Below are 18,343 nucleotides of genomic sequence, written 5' to 3' on the forward strand. Positions count from 1 at the left end.
CATCGTCGTTTGGTGTTATCCGCAAAGCGGAGTCGACGAAAAGGGAAGGCATTCCAGCCTCGGTTTTCCCGTGACCAAATGGTCCTTTCTTGGGCAGGTAGCTTCGTCGGTATCGCCATGTTGGCATACCTATCCTATTACAGCCGATACCCGCTGATCGCCGCTCCGATGGGGGCAACTTCGGTCTTGGTGTTCGGTGTTCCCAAGAGCCCTCTCGCCCAGCCCCGAAACGTGGTCGGTGGGAACATCCTCGGTGCCACCATTGCCGTGATCCTGGTGGCATTGTTCGGAACCGCTCCCTGGGTGATGGCGATCGCCGTTTCAACGACGATCGTGACGATGAAAATCACACGGACCGTCCATCCCCCGGCTGGTGCAGTGGCTTTGGTGGGGGTGATGGCCGATGTCTCGTGGGACTTCTTGATCGCCCCGGTTGCGATCGGATCGATCTTGATCGTCCTCTGGACGTTCGCCTTTAACAATCTCACACCGCAGCGCGCTTACCCGACGCACTGGCTCTAACCCTCCGATCGGCCGATTGCTCAAGCTCAGCGTCGTGCATCTCGATATCGCCGGATGAGCGCATTGGTTGAGCTATCGTGCTGCAGGGGTGCCTCGTCAGACGCAGTCAATTCCGGAACAATACGTTGCGCCAAAGCTTTGCCGAGTTCGACACCCCATTGGTCGAAGCAATTGATATTCCAAATGACTCCTTGGGTGTACACCGCGTGTTCGTAGAGGGAGACCAATTTGCCCAAGATATCGGGGGTTAGTTTTTGCGCAAGAATAGTATTCGAGGGTCGGTTTCCTTCGAACACGCGGTGCGGTACCAACTCTTGCGGCGTTCCCTCCGCGATGACTTCCTCGGCCGTTTTGCCAAATGCTAGTGCTTCGGATTGGGCCAGCACATTCGCGAAGAGCTTATCGTGGTGATCCCCGATCGGATGGAGCGATTCGAGGAATGCGATGAAATCGCAAGGAATCAATCGTGTTCCTTGATGGATCAATTGATAGAACGAGTGTTGGCCATTTGTACCAGGTTCACCCCAGTAGATGGGCCCCGTCGAATGGCTAACACGCTGACCATCGAGCGCGACTTGTTTGCCATTGCTCTCCATCGTCAATTGCTGCAGGTAAGCGGGAAAGCGTTTGAGATACTGGTCATAGGGAAGGATGGCCAAGGTATGAGCCCCGAGGAAGTTGCAATTCCATACCGAGATCAACCCGAGCATCGCTGGTAAATTGCGATCGAACGGAGTCGTGCGAAAGTGCTCGTCCATCGCATGAAAACCACCTAACATCTCCAGGAATGCTTCGGGACCGATCGCGAGCATCGTCGACAACCCGATGGCAGAGTCCATCGAATAGCGTCCTCCGACCCAATCCCAGAACCCGAACATATTGGCGGTATCGATTCCGAACTGCGAGACCTTTTCCGCATTGGTTGAAACCGCGACAAAGTGCTTGGCGACCGCATCGCTATCCCCTCCCAGTCCGTTCAACAACCACTCTCGTGCGCTCAGTGCATTGGTCATTGTCTCTTGGGTAGTGAAAGTCTTCGACGATACGATCACCAGCGTCTCGGAGGGATCCAGATCGCGCGTGGCTTCGACAAAATCGGTTCCGTCGATATTGGATACGAACCGGAACACCAGCGATCGGTCGCTGTAATGTTTCAACGCTTCGTATGCCATGACAGGTCCAAGGTCCGAACCTCCAATGCCGATGTTGACAATATTGCGAATCCGTTTGCCCGTGTACCCTTTCCATTCCCCTCGGCGCACTCGATTGCAAAACGCGGTCATCTTGTCGAGCACTTCATGAACCTGTGGAACCACGTCCACCCCGTCCACCACAATGGAAGCGGTGCGAGGTGTGCGAAGCGCAATGTGGAGTACCGACCTATTCTCGGTGATATTGATACGGTCCCCGCGAAACATCGCCTCGATCCGGGAACGCAGGTGGCAACTTTCGGCAAGCTGGACAAGCAACTCGACGGTTTCGCGATACATCCGGTTTTTGGAGTAATCCAGGGTGAGTCCGATCGCATCGATCACCATCTCTTCGCCCCGAAGAGGCTCTTCCGCAAAGAGTTCTCGCAGATGGACATGGCAAAGTTTGTGGTGATGTTCGGTGAGTGCGGTCCAAGCCGGATTTTGGGGGTGACTGGAAGGATGCGAATTCATAACCAGCTTTCTTTAGGTTGCGTGGAGAGTTAAAGTTCTATTTGTTCACTGTGTTCTAATTCACTGTGTTCTAATTCACTGTGTTCTAATTCACTGTGTTTTTGAAGATCTTCCCATCCTTCATGATGACCACGAAGGACTTGGATGGATCGGCGATCAATTCGATTTCTTCCAGTGGGTTACCACGGACGAGAATCAAGTCGGCCAGGGCATTGGATTCGATCACGCCGAGTTTGCCCTCGTAGGGGGCTCGCTTTCCGGAGAGTGCCAGCAATTCCGCGTTCCCCGAGGTCGCCATTCTCAAGACCTCGACGGGGGTGTACCAGCGAGTCATTTTGGCCAGCTGCGCGCCTTGCTGCATCGCACCTTCGGCGCTGAAGAGGTTGTCGGTCCCCCAAGCGGTTCGGATATTGTATTTTTTAGCAAGTTTGTAGGCGAGCTCGGTTCCTTGGTACATCTCCAGTTGCTTGAGTCGGTTGGGAGATCCTTCCGGAAATGGGCTTGGACGATCATCGAGAAACGGTTGCAAACTCCACCAGATTTTCTGATCCGCCATCAGCTTCGCCGTATCGTCATCGAGCAGTTGTCCGTGATCGATGCATCGAACACCAGCCTCGATGGCTTGCCGTACCGCTTTCGGGGTATAAGCATGGACCGTCACATAGGTCCCCCAATTTTCAGCTGCCTCGACGGCGGCCCGCAACTCTTCGACCGTATACTGGGTGACATCGATGGGATCGTAAGGGGAGGAAACTCCTCCCCCAGCCATCAATTTGATTTGAGATGCCCCGAGCCCCAGCAACTCTCTCGCGCGCTTTCGAACAGTCGCCGGATCATCCGCGATAGCCGATCCACCCATTCGTTCCGAGATGCTCAGACTGTTGGCGGGAGCGGGAAATTCGTTGGGAAGCCGAAAGTCGCCATGCCCTCCGGATTGCGAGATAAACGCCCCGCTCGGCCAAATTCTCGGCCCCGCGACCACCCCGGAGTCGATCCCCTTTTTGAGACCAAATACCGGCCCGCCAAGATCGCGAACCGATGTGAAGCCTCGCATCAGCGTATCGCTCGCAGCGCGCGTGGCCACGACATGAAGGAATCCAGCATCGCTCATCAAAGCGGCTTGTTGAGGAACCAAGGAAAACAGGAGGTGTGTGTGGGCATCGATGAGGCCCGGCATCAATGTGCAACCGGTACCATCGATGAGTACCGTGTCCCCTCGACGATCTGTGGGAATCGGCGATGAGGAGATTCGCTCGATCCGATTGCTACGTACCAAAACGAAAGACGGAGGTGACAACTCGTCGTGAACGCCATCAAAGATCCGAACATTCTGAAACAAGGTCACTTGAGCGCGACCCTGCAACGCTCCGGTCGCACAGGCCAACAGGATTGAACCAGCCCAAAGGAATAAACGTCGCGATGCGTAGCTCATGAACCAAGTCCTTCTGCCACCCGAGAACCTGCCACCCGAGAACCCGCAAAAGGATGGCGGATGGATCGTGTGCGAGGGAAAAGGATCAGTATAGCAGGTCGCAGTGCGTATTCTGGGGCTGTGATTTCAGGGTGGATCACCTACCATATCGAACATGGACCGAAGCTCTTTCAACCCTCAGCCTTCCGCCACCCTTCAGTTTTTGGGGGCCACCGATTCGGTGACCGGCTCCATGCATTTGCTCGATACCGGCTCGTATCGCCTCTTGTTGGATTGCGGCAATGAGTCGAGCGAAGATGAACGGGGACGCAAGAAACCGTTTCGCTGGCACTTTGAGCCTGCATCGATCGATGCCGTTTGCATCACCCATGCTCACCAAGATCACTGCGGCGGGTTACCTTTGCTGGTCCGCGATGGTTTTCGCGGTCCAATCCTTTGCTCTCACGCCACCTATGACCTGCTGGACGTCATTCTCAGTGACCGAGCTCATTACTTTGAACGCAGCGCGTTCCGGCGGACTTCGTTTCGCTCTCGCGGTTGGCAAGAAGACGAATCGACTACGTTCACCTACGCCGATGTCGAGAACACGCTCCGGCTTTGCACGCCCCTCCCGCTCGGTGAACCATTTCGGCTAGGCCCTACCGTATCGGTGCAATTGAGCGATTCCGGACATGTCCTAGGAAGTGTTAGTTTTCAAGTGGAGTTTCGCTCTGAAGAACGATGGAAGCGAGTTCTCTTCACTGGAGACCTAGGTCGATCGGATCTGCCGTTGGTCGGGAATCTTTCCCCACTCCCAAGCGCGGACGCTATTGTTTGCGAGAGCACTTATGGGGGCAAACAACATGAATCCTATCCTTCGACGATCGATAAACTCTCTACGATCATTCGGCACACGGTAGCTCGAGGAGGAAAGGTCCTCATCCCCGCGTTTAGCTTGGGACGCATCCATTTGGTAATGCACACCTTGCAAAGCGCCAAACAGGATGGGCGGATACCGAACTGCCCGATCTACATCGACAGTCCTTTGGCCAAACGGCTCGATGACGTTTATCACGAGCATCTTGGCGACGAGGCGTTGCGAAGCCTCGCTGGAAACTGGATCAGCGATAGCGACGAAGCTTGGTACCGCTCCACGCAGCCTGGCTCGTCCATCATCATTGCATCCGGTGGTATGTGCGATAGCGGAAGGATCCTGGACCACTTGCGATACCATATCGATGACCCTCGCAGCAGTTTGATCATGGTGAGCTACCAAGCTCCCGAGTCGTTTGGCGCAACACTTCTATCACCCACGCCTGTCGTCCGGTTCAAGGGGCGGGTTTGGAACAAATGGATCGACATCCATCAAGTCAGTGGATTCTCGGCCCATGCTGACCAAAACGATCTTCTTCGTGTTCTTTCATCTACCGCCTCAGAAACAAAGAATCTGTTTCTCATCCACGGCGAATCCGAACAAAAGGTTGCACTAAAGCAACGATGCCAGGAAATCGGCTTTCGGAATGTCTTCATACCCGCCCATGGTCAGGCGTTTCCGATATAAGACGATTACGATTCATCGTACGACGAGGGTGATGGATTCGTCTTGCGCTGCCTCTCCTGAGCCACAAATGGAATATGGGGAATGAGCGAGAGAATGATCATGGCGAACACGGTACTGATGATGGCGGTCACTTCGCGACCGAGCCCTGCGGAGACACCGATCGCTGCGGTGAGCCAGATTCCCGCTGCGGTTGTCAGGCCTCGCACATCCTCCCCTGAGTTCTTGACGATGGTTCCTGCTCCGAGAAAGCCGACGCCTGCGATAATGCCTTGCATGACTCGGCTGAGTTCCGCATCTTCTAGTCCGTCGAGTTGTGGGACCATGACGAACATGGCGGCCCCCATCGCGACGAGCATGTGCGTTCGGATCCCAGCCGACTTGCCATGCTGTTCCCGTTCGAAGCCCAGGACGCCCCCTAGAATGGCGGCCACCGTGAGCCGGACCGCCACGCGAACAAACTCCAGGAGATCCAAATCGGAAAACTCCTGGACTAGCATTTCATAAAGCTCGGTCACTATGCTTCGTCCGATCTCGTTCCTGGGCTGGAGATTGCCATCGATTCGAAGCGATTGTACCATCGCCTCCCATGGAGCGAACGACTCTCGTCCCAGGGCAGCCGACTCATCGGTTAGCCGGCTCTATTTCTCAACAAGCTCTTTGTGGATGGGAGCAAGTTCTTTCGCGGGAATCTTGATCACCTTTCGATCATACGTGATCAACCCATTCACTTCACCCTCGACATCGGTGGTTTGCGTGTAAACGCCCGCCGCGATGCCTTGCTTCTTCATCTCTTGAAGCTTCTTGAGGGATTTGTTGTACCGATCCCGATACTCCGCTTCGGTTTTGGGTAGCGTACCGTAACCCCAGTTGTTGGCATCGTTATCCCAAAGATGGCCCATCACGGGGAACCCATGGCCGCCAAATTCGCCGACGACTTTGATGAATCCATCCCACCGCTTGTCTCCGAAGGGGAACGCAGGGTCTGGATAGCTGTGCTCATCGACGATGTCCCCTACAGGCCAGAAGTTTCCGCCGCTGGCGATATTATTCAATCGGGAAGGATCTCGCTCCGACACCCATTTGCCCACTTCGACGGTGCGGTGCTGTCCCCAAGCTTCGTTGAAGGGAACCCATGCGACGATCGATGGATGGCTTTCCAAATGATCGATCATCCTCTCCAGCTCCAGCATGTATTGCTGGTGGGCTTCATCCGGCCAAGTCGCATCGACCGGGTTTGGAACAAGACGGGTCCACGGTGGATTGACGGCCCCGCTGACTTGATCCTGCCAAACCATCATCCCCATCCGATCGCAGTGGTAGTAATAGAGTCGGGGCTCCACCTTGATGTGCTTGCGAATCATGTTGAAGCCAGCCTCTTTGAGGTACTCGATATCAAAGAGCATCCCTTTTTCTGAAGGAGGTGTGAGGAGGCCGTCCGGCCACCAGCCTTGATCGAGCGGCCCCCAGTGGAACAGGAACTCACCGTTGAGCGTCATGCGAATATGACCATCCGCATCGACCTTCTTTCCAACGGTTCGGATCCCGGCGTACGACTTAACGCTATCGACGGCTTTCCCCTTGCCATCGATCAATTGCACTTCCAAGTCGTACAGGTGAGGTGACGAAGGGCTCCAAAGTTTGGCGCTCGGTATAGTAACCGTGGCTTCGTTCCCTCCGACCGCTTTTTCAGCTACCACCTTGTCGCCATCACGAACGGTGATCTTCATCGAAACATCCTTCGACTTGCCGATCTGATCCGCGCGAAGGGTGATCGATCCAGCCCGCGCGTCGGTGGAGATCGTCAAGTCTTCGATATATGTCTCCGATACTTGCTCCATCCAAACGGTTTGCCAGATGCCCGATACCTGCGTGTACCAAATGCCGTGCGGATCCGGTCGTTGCTTCCCTTGCAATTGAAATCCCATCGTGTCGTCTTCCACACGGAGAACCAGCTCGTTGGAGCCATTCTTCACCACGTTGGTGATATCGAACGAAAAGGGGGTGCTTCCTCCGACATGCTTGCCGACCGATTGACCATTCACAAACGCTTCGCAGCGATAGTCCACCGCTTCGAAATGAAGGAGAGTTCGTTCGTTATCCACTGGAGACGCATCAAACGATCGTTGGTACCAAAGGGCTTCGCTGTCGAGCAAGAGACGACCGACTTTCCCAAGCTTGGATTCCAAACAGAACGGAACCAAGATCTGGCCCTTCCAGTCACTCGGCTTTTTGAGCTCCTCGGCGGAGGTAATCCCATAGTTCCACATCCCATTGAGGTTGGTCCACCGATCCCGTTTGAGTTGAGGTCGTGGGTATTCTCGCCAAGCGTTTTCCGGTGTCACCTCCGTTCCCCAAGTAGTGATCAGATCGGATTGGAAAGGCGTTTCCGGGATCTTGGGAGCAGGTAACTTGGGTACCGAATCCGCATCGATCACATGCACATCGATGAATTGCCCTCCGCCGGTCTGTTGGCAATGAACAGCGAGGAGGTTCTTCCCCTTCTTCAAGAGAGAATGCTGAGAGGGATCGATAGGAACGATGATGTACTCGGTCGTGTAACCCCGTTTCGTGAGGATCTTCGATCCATTCAAATAGACTTCGACATCTTCGTCGTGGTGCAAATAAAGAGCTGGCTTGGCGGGAACGGCCTCCAGCTGGAAATCCTTTCGCATCCATATATTGGGCGAGCTCCATGGAGTCCCGATCCGAGCGCCCGGTGTGTTGCGAGTCCCAAAGCCGCCGAAACCTCGGCGCCATTTGGCGTCATCGAAATCGGTTGCCATCCAATTCGGTGCTGGTTTGCGCAACAAGTAACGCCAGCGATCTTCGATCGGGTTTTCCGCCGAGCATCTAGGGATGGCAGCGGCGAGGCAAACCCAACTCAGAGTCAGAAACCCGAGTAGGTGGGAGAGACGTTTCATCATCGTTTCGTTTTCCTTGCGAGGCGTGAGGGTCGAAAGTGGAAAGGTAGGTTTGAAAGCACGGATTATCCCCGTTTCGCTTGAATGCGAAATTCACCGGGAGTCAAGTTCTCGTGCCGTTTAAATACAACATACATATATTCGGGATGTTCGAATCCGCAGAGGGGTGCAATGCGTTCTGCGGAAAGCTCGGTGGTCGCCAGCAACTCTTTGACTCTTTTGATTTGCACGTTGCGGATTTCTTCCTGTGGAGTTCGCCCGAGATGCTTTCGAATTTTCCGTTCAAGCGAACTGCGAGATATTCCCGTTTGCTGAACAACATCCTGCACCGAAATCCCGCGGCTCGCATATTGTCGAATATACTGCAACGCGGAAACGATAGCAGCGTCATCGATCGCAACAACATCGGTCGATTGTCGGACAGCGATTCCGAGAGGTGGAATGGTGGTCTCGACTTGCATGCTCCCGTTTCCGGACATCAACGCCGAGAGGACTTCCGCAGCTCGAAAACCGACCCCTTCTGCGTTGACAACAACACTCGAGAGAGCTGGTTCGCACACGCTACAAAGAAGATCGTCATTGTCGACACCCAGGACCGCCACATGCTCAGGGACAGCGATGTGTTCACGGATGCATGCAGACAAAATGGTTTGGCCGCAAGCATCGTTGCAGGCGAGGATGCCGCATGGCCTTTCTAAGGTTCGAAGCCAAGCAGCCAGATCATTCTGCTCTTCGTCCCAAGTCCGTGTCGAGGAGTCAAGCCACGCGACATGATGCGCCGTGGAATCAAAACCTTGCTCGCGAAGCCGCTCGCGAAATCCGACCAATCGCCGTTCCGACCAAGCTTCATTGCGATAACCGCAGAATGCAAAGTTTCGAAATCCGCGTTCGAGCAAGTGCTCCGCGGCAAGCCGCCCGACCTGCAGATCGTCCGTTCGAACCAATGGAAGACCGGAGTTCGCATAGCGATCCGTCAACTCCACGGTCGCTACCTTCGTCCGGCGAACAATCTCGAGCAAACGAGGTGTCGTCACACGCGAAACAATCCCATCCCCTCGCCAATCCTCTAACCAAGCCGGAGGTTCGGCCGTCAAGTCTCGCTGCTCCAAAAAGACAGACCATTCATCGTGCATCCGCATAAAACGGACAATCCCCGCCAGCAGCCCGCGCCCATACGCACTCGACGTCTCGATCAATAAAACGACCTGCCGTCTGGATGGGGAACTGCATGGATGCACAGGGAATCGACCGGTTGGAACAAGGAGATGACAAGGAAACAACAAGTTTTCCACGCTAGCGTAGGCCCGTCTAAGGCCGGTTGCCATGAGATAAGGCGTACACATCCTAAACTATTTTGCCAAAGACGTTCCAAATTCGATCGATGCGACGACAAAGGCCTATTAAGCTCCGTTAAAAGCTAGCCAAAGACCTATAGATTGGCAAAGATATCCGGAATCGCGAAAAGAGAGATCGGGCTTCGTCCGCTGCGCCCGAAAGGGGGAATGAGTCATATTGTCAGGGTGTTCGGCTCAAAAACCGGAGGCGTTCTGAGACTTTTCGCAATCGGTAAACCCAACTCTTCCTTTTCGATGAAAATAGAATGGTTACCGCTGGTCCTTTCGACGTGGACATGCGTACTATTGGGCGACTCAGGGGAGAGGGAGCTCCTGGTTGAACGAAGTATGCTCGTCGATCCAGGCGGCGGAAATTCTTTCCTACTTGATTCTTCACTGTGATGAACACGACGAGCTCAGCACCGATCCAAACAGGGTTGTGGGATGTCGTGTCCCACCCTGCCTTGCAGGCCATTCTGGGTGTTCTGATTTTGATGGCCGTTTCCATTGTCGCGGTTCAATCGTTGGCAAAGTTGCGCGGTTCCACCAAAAGCGACGGCGAACTGGCCGACTTGCTCCAAAAGAATTTCGAAGAAATGCGGAGTGAGGGTGACATCAGCGAAGCAGAATTCCGAAAGATTAGTGCGTCTCTCAACGTGGTTGCGTCCTCGCGCAACGATCGACGAGAGATCTAACCAGACGTTGTCCATCGAGACCGCTCCACTTTCGGAACCCTTTTGGGGGTCCGAGAAAATCGATTCTCTTGGCAACCTCGTGTGTTAGACTTACAGAGACAGAACAATCGATCAGCCTGGGAGGCTGAGACCGGTCCGCAAAGCGACAAATGCCAAGCGGAATGTTCGGTCTAAATGATGAATTCGGCTCGAATGGTGGACACGGATGCCCTTGTCGTATAACCGACGCAAAACCAATTGCGAAGACTTTGCGATGGCTCGAGCTTCTATATATCCAGTGTCCCAATTCATTTCTTGAGCAGCCCATCAACGGAGCTCGAGAGAACAGTAAGGAGTCGATAATGCCCCAAGGTAAGGATGTCGTTCCCGGTCGTCGCAGCGTGGGTGGTAGCGGCGGTGGAAACACCACGCGTCGCAATGCCTTCTGCTCGTTTTGTCGCAAAAGCTATCGCGACGTCGGACCGTTGGTCGAGGGCCCAGGGGACGTGTACATTTGCGGCGAATGCATCGAGCTCTGCCAATCGATCTTGGATCAAGAGCAAAAGCGGAAGCCACAGAAAAAGCTCTTCAATGAGATTCCCAGCCCGCGCGATATCGTGACCCACCTCGATGAATATGTCATCGGCCAAACGGGTACGAAGCGAGCGCTCGCGGTCGCTGTCCACAACCACTACAAGCGTCTGAGCGCCACCTGGGAGGGTGGAAACGAAGTCGAGATCGAGAAATCGAACATCTTGCTCGTAGGCCCAACCGGCAGCGGAAAGACCTTGCTCGCTCGAAGCTTGGCCAAGATGCTCAACGTTCCGTTCGCCATCGGGGATGCAACCACCCTGACCGAAGCGGGTTATGTCGGGGAAGATGTCGAGAATCTGCTTCTGAAATTGCTGCACGCCGCCGATTTCGATATCGAAGCGGCCCAGCGAGGCATTCTCTACATCGACGAGATCGACAAGATCGGAAAGACGAGCCAAAACGTCTCGATCACCCGTGACGTCTCCGGTGAAGGTGTTCAACAAGCTCTCTTGAAAATGCTGGAAGGAACCGTTGCAAACGTTCCGCCACAAGGGGGCCGCAAGCATCCTGAACAGCAGTACATCCAGATCGACACGACCAACATCCTCTTCATCTGCGGGGGAACGTTTGTCGGTGTGGACGAAATCATCCGCAAACGATTGGGCAAAAAGTCATTCGGCTTCGGTCCAGGCTCGACCGTCAAGGAAGAGGCGGACGTAGCGACCTTGCTCGGACAAGTTCACTCGGACGATATCTTGGAATTCGGGATGATCCCTGAATTGATCGGACGGCTCCCCGTCGTCACAGCTCTGGCGCCGCTAGATGTCCCTGGCTTGATCAAAGTTCTGACCGAACCGAAAAACGCGCTCGTGAAGCAGTACCAAGCCCTCTTCGGAATGGAGGACTGCGAACTCCACTTCACCGAAGCGGCCCTCAAATCGATCGCGCAAAAAGCGCAGGTCAAGAACGTGGGTGCTCGGGGTCTTCGAGGAATCGTCGAGGAAATCATGCTCGATGTGATGTTCGAATTGCCCGATCAAGAACCGGGCACCACCTACACCATCGACGTCGATTCGTCCGATGGCAAGGTGCGACACTTCAAGAGCATTCCCCAACGCAAAGAAAGCGCCTAAGACCGAGATCTCCATCGGCTGCGTCAGCAAGGGTTATTCCTGGCTGACTCTCCATCGACGAAACTCTCCATACCAAGGTCGAGGAAATCCCTCGACCTTTTTTCATTGATACATTCGTTACCCCGTTCCGCCATTCCCATTTTCTCAAGCCCGATTTTCCCAGCATGCCACGTTTCAAGGGCTACATTCCCACAGGGAATATGGTATCCCGCTAGAACGGTTTCTTGAGGGTCATGCACGGATGGTTGCCAACGCCACATCACCAACCCAACCAACGCTGCGAGCGTTCGTTCGCGCCGCGGTCGCGTGGTGCCCGTTCATCCTGTTTCTGCTCTCAGGTGCATCGGGTTGTCAAACTATTTCGCTTCCCGCTATCGATCCTAGCGGCAATCGACTCTTCGACCCCAATCGGCCGTTGACCTTCATCTCGCCCCACGATCCGAACAACGGATATCCCAGTACCGCACCAGCCTTTCAAACGCCTCCTACTCCGCCGCGTTGCGTGCAAACGGGGGAAAAGAAGCTGTGCAAAGGATGTCTCGCCGGCAAAGGCTGTATCTTTGGGAAGAAGCAAGAAGCCGAGGAGATGCGAGGGCGATGCGGCGATCTGTTGATTACGCCGAATCGACTGGTCGCACCTGTCGGTGGAGAAGTGGTTTTGCTGGCCGGTATCTGCGGCACCGACGATCATTTGGTCACCAACGAACCGATCGAGTGGATGCTTGCCCCGGACAGCGTAGGGCAAATTGTAGAAGTGGGCGACGACGCGAAAGGCCAACGGCAGTCGTTTTGGAAGCCCGCTTCCAGTCCGAAGGTCGAGAAACTGGGAATCGACTTCGCACGCGGTCGCACCAGCAACGCGCCCGGTATCATTACCAAAGGGACCGCCGATCGCTCCGACGATCTACCGATTCGCAAAGGGCAAACCTGGATCAGCCTCACCAGTCCCTCCGAAGGTGTCTCAAAGGTCACCGTCCTGGCTCCCGAAAGCGACGTATGGAACAAGCGCCGCCAAACCGCAACGATCTATTGGATCGATGTCAGCTGGGATTTCCCCTTGCCGCAAGTCATCACCAACGACGCGCCGGCGCGACTGGCGACGAAGGTAATGCGAAGCGAAGGATTCGTCGCGGCAAAGGACTGGATCGTGCGCTACCGCTCTCTCAATCCAGAATTTGCACAGTTTGTCTTGACCAGCACCGATCCAACTCGCCCCGGTGAACAACTCAAGGACTCGGTGGATGCGATCGTCGATCAAAATGGAATCGCTTACGTCTACTTGAAACGATTGGACAACGCCGCCAGCGGCGTCAGCATCCCCAAGAACGGGACCGCGTTGGTCGAAGTCGAAGTCGTTCGCCCACAACAACCTGGCGAAAACATGCCGGAACTCTCGCTCGCTCGCGGAACAACCTCGGTCACTTGGAACGCCCCCGAACTCGTGCTCGATGCCCTCGGCCCCGACCTTGGAAGCCCCGGTCAATCCCTTCAGTACTTTGTCAAAGTTTCCAACATCGGCGGTTTGCCTGCAGAAAATGTCGTCCTGACCGCAACCATTCCCAATGGCATGACCATCGACGGGACCTCCTATCCGCCCCATCGCCAAGCCGCTCAAGCCTTGATTTGGGAAATCGGACCTCTGGATGCACGGCGCGTCTTTGAAGTCTCGATTCAAGCGACCCCCACGACCGATATGGACGCCCGTGTCGTTTTCGATCTGCTGGCGGCCCCAAGTGTCAAACAGCAGAAGACTGTCCCAACCTTGATCCAAAAAGCAGCTGTCTCGCTGCAATTCGCACCGAAAGCGAACTTGGCCCAAGCCCCGGTAAACAGCGACGTCGTTTTCGATTGCGTTCTCACCAACAACGGCAATCAAGCTCTCCAAAGCGTCCGGATCCAGATCGATAGCCGTCCTGGCTTGGTACATAAAGAAAGCGGCGACGTTCGCGTCATTCGCGACTTCCCTGTCCTTCGCCCCGGCGAACGGCAACTCCTGGAGCCGGTATTCTTCGTGCAACAACCCGGGGACTACCCAGTCACCGCCAGCCTCTACGCCATGGGCCAATTGATCGCCTCGCAAACAACCACCATTCGAGGTTTTGCCGGAACAACACCCGGAGGCGTTGCCAATCCGAATCCTTTGCCAACGATGCCAAACCCCGGATCTTCCACCGGATCTTCTACCGGATCAGGCGATGTTCTACCGGGAGGTCTACCCAACGGGGGACTCCCCGGAAGCGGGGGGCTACCCAGCGGTGGCCTACCCAGCGGGGCCTTGCCTGGCGGGGCCTTGCCTGGCGGGTTGCCTAGCAACCCATTGCCTGGCGGCTCGAATCCAGGCATGGGACTGCCTACTGCTCCCGGAGGATTAGGATTGCCCGGTTCCAGCGCCCGGCCCGCTATCGGTTCCGGAGTCCCATCCGACCAATGCCTGAATGTATCGGTGCAACCCCTTGTTCAATCCATGAAACAGGGAGACACGGTTTCGTACGAAGTGCGAGTGGAGAATCGTCTTCAACAGCCCGATCAAAAAGTGGCGATCGCGATGCAGATACCGAAGGGGTGCAAACTGCAATCGGTGCGCGCGCTGGGTTTGGACTACCGGGTCGTCGAAGGGACTGGGATCGTGGAACTGACCCCCATTCAATTCTTCCGACCTCGCGATGTATTCACCATCGTCGTTCAATTGAAGCATGACGATCGCGGTTCGCAGCCAATCACTGTTACCGCGCAAAGTCGCAACCAACCCGAACCTGTCTCTACGTCGATCAACGTTTCGGTTCAATGAGCTGCAAAACGGGATCATCGATTCGAATGCGATACAAGATCTGATTGTAGTCGTGGCGAGGAGTCCTCTCCGGCTTGTTCGCAAACTCGGCCGTATAGGTTCCTTCCCAGTAGATCCAAGGTTGATCGTCCTGAAGCCATTCGCTGTGGATCATCGGATTGTAAAACGTGTAGTTGCTGTGCGTCGCGATCGGAACGGCAGGAGTCCATTCTCCGAACGGCGAGTCTGCCGTGCTCATCCAAATTTCCCCGAGGGGAGATGCCTTGCCGAACAGTTGCGTGAAAACCATCACCCACTTGTTCGCGTAACCGCTCCAAGCGATGTCGCCTCGATGGATTTGAATAGCGGTTCCATCACGAGCGCGGATCGATTCTCGCTTGGGATGAACTTGCCACTTCACAGGATCTAACCAATCCTCGTACGTGTCGTGGATCTGGATCCGAGGTGTGGGATTGGAGAAGAGAACCCACTTCTTACCGGAGGTATCGCGATAACGAACGGCGTGCCCGTCCGGTACAACGACTTGTTCCGGATCGCTAGGCTCGTTCGCTCCTCGTTTCCAAAGTGTTTTGACGGCACGAAAGACACGATCGACCTCGTTCCATTCACAAAGACCGAACTCGTCGACGGCCATCGGTGCTTGAATCTTGGCGTAACTGGCGACCAAATGATCGACCCCGTCACGATCTTGCAAACCGATCAAACCTCCAAGCCACACGGGCCCTGGATGATCGATATCCGCGATCGGCCGCAGTGCGTTCGCTGAATCTCGAAAGAACTCCAACTTGGGTTGAATCGGTGCCTTCTCCAAGTCGAATGGATGCAACTCCGACTCGGCGCCCAGCATTCGAAAGATACCTAGCGGATATCGAAATAGGTTTGTATCCCCCCAGAACCAAAAGAGCTTTCCCTTCCAAAGGGTGGTTTGGACCGAGTCGCAACCAACAACACCGCTCTCGTTCCAATCAGTGTATTCCCCAATTTTCTGACTCTCGGCGAGAAGTCCACTTCCAGTCAGTCTTCCAAGTCGCTCGGCAGCCAAGGCACGTTTCAATCGAACTGGATGATTCGTTCCGCGGGTGGGAGTCAAGCGAACTCCTTGGAAGCCGAAACCATCGCGAGGGACATCGTACCCGTGCCCCACGACCGAAAACCAGACCTCCCGATCGAATAGTTCCGGAGCGTCGATGACAGCTTTCCCCGCGTTGTCCGTGATCCACTTCATACCCGAAGTGGTACGAAATTCGATCAAGGGAACGGGCCGCCCATTTTGCTCGTCGATCGCTTGGATAACGAACGCGTCATGAGGTGATGCGAATACGGTGGTCGGAGACAGGGCAAGCGCAGAAACGAGCGATACAAAACTTGCTATAACAAAACCGGAAGGTCGCATGTCAAAGATTCTATTTCGAGACAAGGAGAGAATGAAATGACCGAAAGCCATCAGTCTACCTTCGAAAAGCTACTCGCGGAGCTTGCTCATCAGCGCGATGAATTGAGATTAAAGATCCACCTTGGAAATATGGAGGCCAAGGAGCAGTTGGGGAAGCTGGAAGAAAGACTCTTTGAATTGCGGCAGCGGTACGCACCGACCCAGGAAGCGATCGGCGAAACGGCAGAAGAGGTCTGGGAATCGCTGAAGACCGTCGGTGGCGAAATCCTGGAAGGGTTCCACCGAATCCGAAAGTCGTTGTAGTCGAGATCTCGCTTCGAGCTGTCGTCCTCGACAGCTTCCGCGCACGAAACCACCATCCCCAAAAGAAAATGACCTTACTGAACACGGTACCTAACTTTTAGAAACCTAAAGGTGCCGCAGGAACGGTCGAGGACGACCGTTCGACAGTGGGAACTATTCTTTCGGCTCGAATTTGAAGATGCATTGTTCGCGGTTCGTGTCCATCATGTAATAGACTTCTCCGCTCTCATCTTCTCCGAACGCCAAAACGGGAACGCCTCCCTCGATAATCTGCTCGTTGCGCGTCGCCTTGCCAGTCTTGGCATCGTACGACAATGCCCAAAGCGCACCGCTCACGTAGTCAGCATACAAGTACTTCCCTTGCAACGCAGGCAGCCGCTTCGTGTTGGAAACCCGTCCGCCGGTGATCGATTTCCCAATCGCATGGTCGTATTCCCAAATCGGATCGATCGGAGTTGAAGTTCCTTCGACGACAGGGCGATTGCCAAAGGGATGGGTCCCTTCCCAATTGCTCCAGCCATAGTTCCCACCCTTGACCACAATGTCGACTTCTTCGTAGAGATCTTGTCCGACATCGGAGCACCAAAGTGTTCCGGTCGCTTTGTCGAACGCGATGCGCCATGGGTTGCGGAATCCGTGTGCATAGATTTCAGGTCGAAGTCCCGATTGAGCTGCGAAGGGGTTGTCCGCTGGGATTCCGTAGGCAAGCCCGTCGCTTTTCTTGTTCACATCGATTCGAAGGATCGAACCGAGCAATTGTTTGCGATTCTGGCCTGATGCCTTCGGATCGTTGCGCAGTCCTCCGTCACCGAATGCGACATAAAGGTATCCGTCCGGTCCGAACTCAATCGCACCTCCGTTATGGTTCTTGTAAGGTTGCTCCAGCTCCAAAAGGACCTCTTCGGAACCTGCATCCCCCTTGAGCAAATCATCACCTTTCGCCTTGAAACGCGAAACGACCGACTTGTCGTCCGATTTGCGGGTGTAGCAGACATAGAACTCTTTGTTCTCTTTGTAATTGGGGTGGAATGCCAACCCCAGGAGACCTTGCTCGTTAGCACCGGGACCGGCCCAGTAGCTCACCTTGTCCTGAATATCGAGGAAGAGTGAGGCCTGCTTGGTGTCGGTCTTGTTTTCGAAGGTGAAGATACGACCTTTCTGATCCATTGCAAACAATCGATGAGCCAATCCCTTTGCGTAGGTCAGCTCTAGAATGCGAAGCGGTTTGTTGATGGTTCCATCTTCTTCGACAGGAGTCCAGCCTTCCCATTTCATCTGTGGAAATGCAGGGACACCTTTCAAAGCGAGCTTTCCATCGATCGGCTGAGAGGGTTGTCCCTTTTCTGGAAGTTCCCGGATCTTGATATTGCGGAACGACACCAGATTCCCGTGGTCTTGGAGGCAAATGTGGCCTTCGCCGGTCTTACCAAAGTCTGCCATCTGCGCGAATTTGCTTTTAGCAACGCGTTCGTTCCAGTCTTTATCACCCAACTTGAAATGATAGTAGACAGCGCCATTCATGGAGACTTCGCATTGGTTCGGAGCGATGCGAAGGTAAAGTTGGTTCCATTCCCCAACAGGTCGAGTTACATCGAGCGGAGCGGTTTCGCCGAGTGCTCGATTGGCGGGAGGTTGGTAAAGCTGGTAGAGCCAACCCGACTTTTGCGGGTCATGTCCCTTCGCATTGTCTTGGATTTGGATTTCAGGTCCGCTTTGCCAAGGGGCTCCGTTCTTCTCGTTGACATGGAACATCAATCCGCTGTTCCCTTCCTCCGAGATCTTGTATTCGAGCATCAACTCAAAGTGCTTGTACTTTTCTTTGGTGACGATATCTCCCGCGTTGCTTCCTTCACGGACCAAAGCACCGTCGACCACTTTCCAACCGCTCGACATCTCCTCTTTTTTGTAGCTTCGCCATTGGTCGGTCGACTTGCCGTCAAAGAGAAGTTTCCAACCGCTCAGTTCTTCGGAACGCGTTAGCTGATTGGCTGGGATTTCCGCGAGCGAGACCGAAACGGGCAGGAAAGTTAGAGAGCTAATCACGGCGAGACGAAGAAGGCCGCGCAGGTTGCGACGAAGCATGGAGGGGATCCCTTTACGAGGTG

13 protein-coding genes are annotated in these 18,343 nt (G+C 54.7%); 6 read left to right on the forward strand and 7 right to left on the reverse strand.

Annotation, left to right across the window (positions count from 1 at the left end):
• The first annotated feature begins 12 nt into the window (after positions 1-12).
• On the forward strand, positions 13-522 hold the full coding sequence (locus tag SH467x_RS08785; protein WP_482370895.1) for an HPP family protein: 510 nt from the start codon (positions 13-15) through the stop codon (positions 520-522).
• Between the two features lie 26 nt (positions 523-548).
• On the opposite strand, the gene pgi is transcribed toward SH467x_RS08785, so the two are convergent.
• Together pgi and SH467x_RS08795 are read right to left on the reverse strand one after the other, a co-directional pair.
• Entirely contained in the window at positions 549-2,186 is a 1,638-nt protein-coding gene (gene pgi / locus SH467x_RS08790) for a glucose-6-phosphate isomerase (protein ID WP_482370896.1), read from the reverse strand.
• 85 nt (positions 2,187-2,271) lie between these two features.
• On the reverse strand, positions 2,272-3,618 hold the full coding sequence (locus tag SH467x_RS08795) for a metal-dependent hydrolase family protein (protein WP_482370897.1): 1,347 nt from the start codon (positions 3,616-3,618) through the stop codon (positions 2,272-2,274).
• A 154-nt stretch (positions 3,619-3,772) separates the two neighbouring features.
• Between SH467x_RS08795 and SH467x_RS08800 the strand changes: the two genes are divergently transcribed.
• Entirely contained in the window at positions 3,773-5,158 is a 1,386-nt protein-coding gene (locus SH467x_RS08800) for an MBL fold metallo-hydrolase (protein WP_482370898.1), read from the forward strand.
• 5 nt (positions 5,159-5,163) lie between these two features.
• Here SH467x_RS08800 and SH467x_RS08805 read toward each other — a convergent pair whose 3' ends face one another.
• From SH467x_RS08805 to SH467x_RS08815, 3 genes are all read right to left on the reverse strand, one after another.
• Positions 5,164-5,673: an MgtC/SapB family protein gene (locus tag SH467x_RS08805; RefSeq protein ID WP_482370899.1), complete on the reverse strand. Its 510-nt coding sequence runs from the start codon at positions 5,671-5,673 to the stop codon at positions 5,164-5,166.
• Between the two features lie 123 nt (positions 5,674-5,796).
• The gene (locus tag SH467x_RS08810) at positions 5,797-8,082 is read right to left on the reverse strand and encodes a glycoside hydrolase family 2 protein (RefSeq protein WP_482370900.1); all 2,286 of its coding nucleotides are present in this window, start codon (positions 8,080-8,082) and stop codon (positions 5,797-5,799) included.
• Between the two features lie 62 nt (positions 8,083-8,144).
• Positions 8,145-9,404 (reverse strand): XylR family transcriptional regulator, encoded by a 1,260-nt coding sequence (locus SH467x_RS08815; RefSeq protein ID WP_482370901.1) that lies wholly within the window; start codon positions 9,402-9,404, stop codon positions 8,145-8,147.
• A 407-nt stretch (positions 9,405-9,811) separates the two neighbouring features.
• Here SH467x_RS08815 and SH467x_RS08820 point away from each other — a divergent pair, with 407 nt between their 5' ends.
• The 3 genes from SH467x_RS08820 to SH467x_RS08830 all read left to right on the forward strand — a co-directional run bounded on the left by SH467x_RS08820 (position 9,812) and on the right by SH467x_RS08830 (position 14,542).
• Positions 9,812-10,108 carry a hypothetical protein gene (locus SH467x_RS08820; protein WP_482370902.1) on the forward strand — a complete coding sequence of 99 codons (297 nt, stop codon included), beginning with the start codon at positions 9,812-9,814 and terminating at the stop codon, positions 10,106-10,108.
• Positions 10,109-10,449: 341 nt separating this feature from the next.
• The gene (gene clpX, locus SH467x_RS08825; protein WP_482370903.1) at positions 10,450-11,754 is read left to right on the forward strand and encodes an ATP-dependent Clp protease ATP-binding subunit ClpX; all 1,305 of its coding nucleotides are present in this window, start codon (positions 10,450-10,452) and stop codon (positions 11,752-11,754) included.
• Between the two features lie 241 nt (positions 11,755-11,995).
• Complete coding sequence (locus SH467x_RS08830; RefSeq protein ID WP_482370904.1) at positions 11,996-14,542, forward strand: hypothetical protein; 2,547 nt, start codon at positions 11,996-11,998, stop codon at positions 14,540-14,542.
• Here the strand turns inward: SH467x_RS08830 and SH467x_RS08835 are convergent.
• Positions 14,523-15,935: a hypothetical protein gene (locus SH467x_RS08835; RefSeq protein ID WP_482370905.1), complete on the reverse strand. Its 1,413-nt coding sequence runs from the start codon at positions 15,933-15,935 to the stop codon at positions 14,523-14,525. The two genes, SH467x_RS08830 and SH467x_RS08835, sit on opposite strands and share 20 nt — an antisense overlap.
• A gap of 36 nt (positions 15,936-15,971) precedes the next feature.
• On the opposite strand from SH467x_RS08835, the gene SH467x_RS08840 reads away from it, so the two are divergent.
• Positions 15,972-16,238: a hypothetical protein gene (locus tag SH467x_RS08840; protein WP_482370906.1), complete on the forward strand. Its 267-nt coding sequence runs from the start codon at positions 15,972-15,974 to the stop codon at positions 16,236-16,238.
• Positions 16,239-16,391: 153 nt separating this feature from the next.
• Here the strand turns inward: SH467x_RS08840 and SH467x_RS08845 are convergent, their stop codons facing one another.
• The gene (locus SH467x_RS08845; RefSeq protein ID WP_482370907.1) at positions 16,392-18,320 is read right to left on the reverse strand and encodes a 3-keto-alpha-glucoside-1,2-lyase-like domain-containing protein; all 1,929 of its coding nucleotides are present in this window, start codon (positions 18,318-18,320) and stop codon (positions 16,392-16,394) included.
• Positions 18,321-18,343 lie beyond the last annotated feature (23 nt).

It is taken from the genome of Brakhagea slesvicensis (genome assembly GCF_052161625.1).
Taxonomy (GTDB): domain Bacteria; phylum Planctomycetota; class Planctomycetia; order Pirellulales; family Pirellulaceae; genus JBKCUI01.

Excerpts from the sequence above, each read along its gene's own strand:
- SH467x_RS08845 (WP_482370907.1), bottom strand. The coding sequence starts at position 18,320 with ATGCTTCGTCGCAACCTGCGCGGCCTTCTTCGTCTCGCCGTGATTAGC.
- SH467x_RS08835 (WP_482370905.1), bottom strand. The coding sequence starts at position 15,935 with ATGCGACCTTCCGGTTTTGTTATAGCAAGTTTTGTATCGCTCGTTTCT.
- SH467x_RS08795 (WP_482370897.1), bottom strand. The coding sequence starts at position 3,618 with ATGAGCTACGCATCGCGACGTTTATTCCTTTGGGCTGGTTCAATCCTG.
- SH467x_RS08840 (WP_482370906.1), top strand. The coding sequence starts at position 15,972 with ATGACCGAAAGCCATCAGTCTACCTTCGAAAAGCTACTCGCGGAGCTT.
- SH467x_RS08800 (WP_482370898.1), top strand. The coding sequence starts at position 3,773 with ATGGACCGAAGCTCTTTCAACCCTCAGCCTTCCGCCACCCTTCAGTTT.
- pgi (WP_482370896.1), bottom strand. The coding sequence starts at position 2,186 with ATGAATTCGCATCCTTCCAGTCACCCCCAAAATCCGGCTTGGACCGCA.
- SH467x_RS08810 (WP_482370900.1), bottom strand. The coding sequence starts at position 8,082 with ATGATGAAACGTCTCTCCCACCTACTCGGGTTTCTGACTCTGAGTTGG.
- SH467x_RS08815 (WP_482370901.1), bottom strand. The coding sequence starts at position 9,404 with ATGGCAACCGGCCTTAGACGGGCCTACGCTAGCGTGGAAAACTTGTTG.
- SH467x_RS08830 (WP_482370904.1), top strand. The coding sequence starts at position 11,996 with ATGGTTGCCAACGCCACATCACCAACCCAACCAACGCTGCGAGCGTTC.
- clpX (WP_482370903.1), top strand. The coding sequence starts at position 10,450 with ATGCCCCAAGGTAAGGATGTCGTTCCCGGTCGTCGCAGCGTGGGTGGT.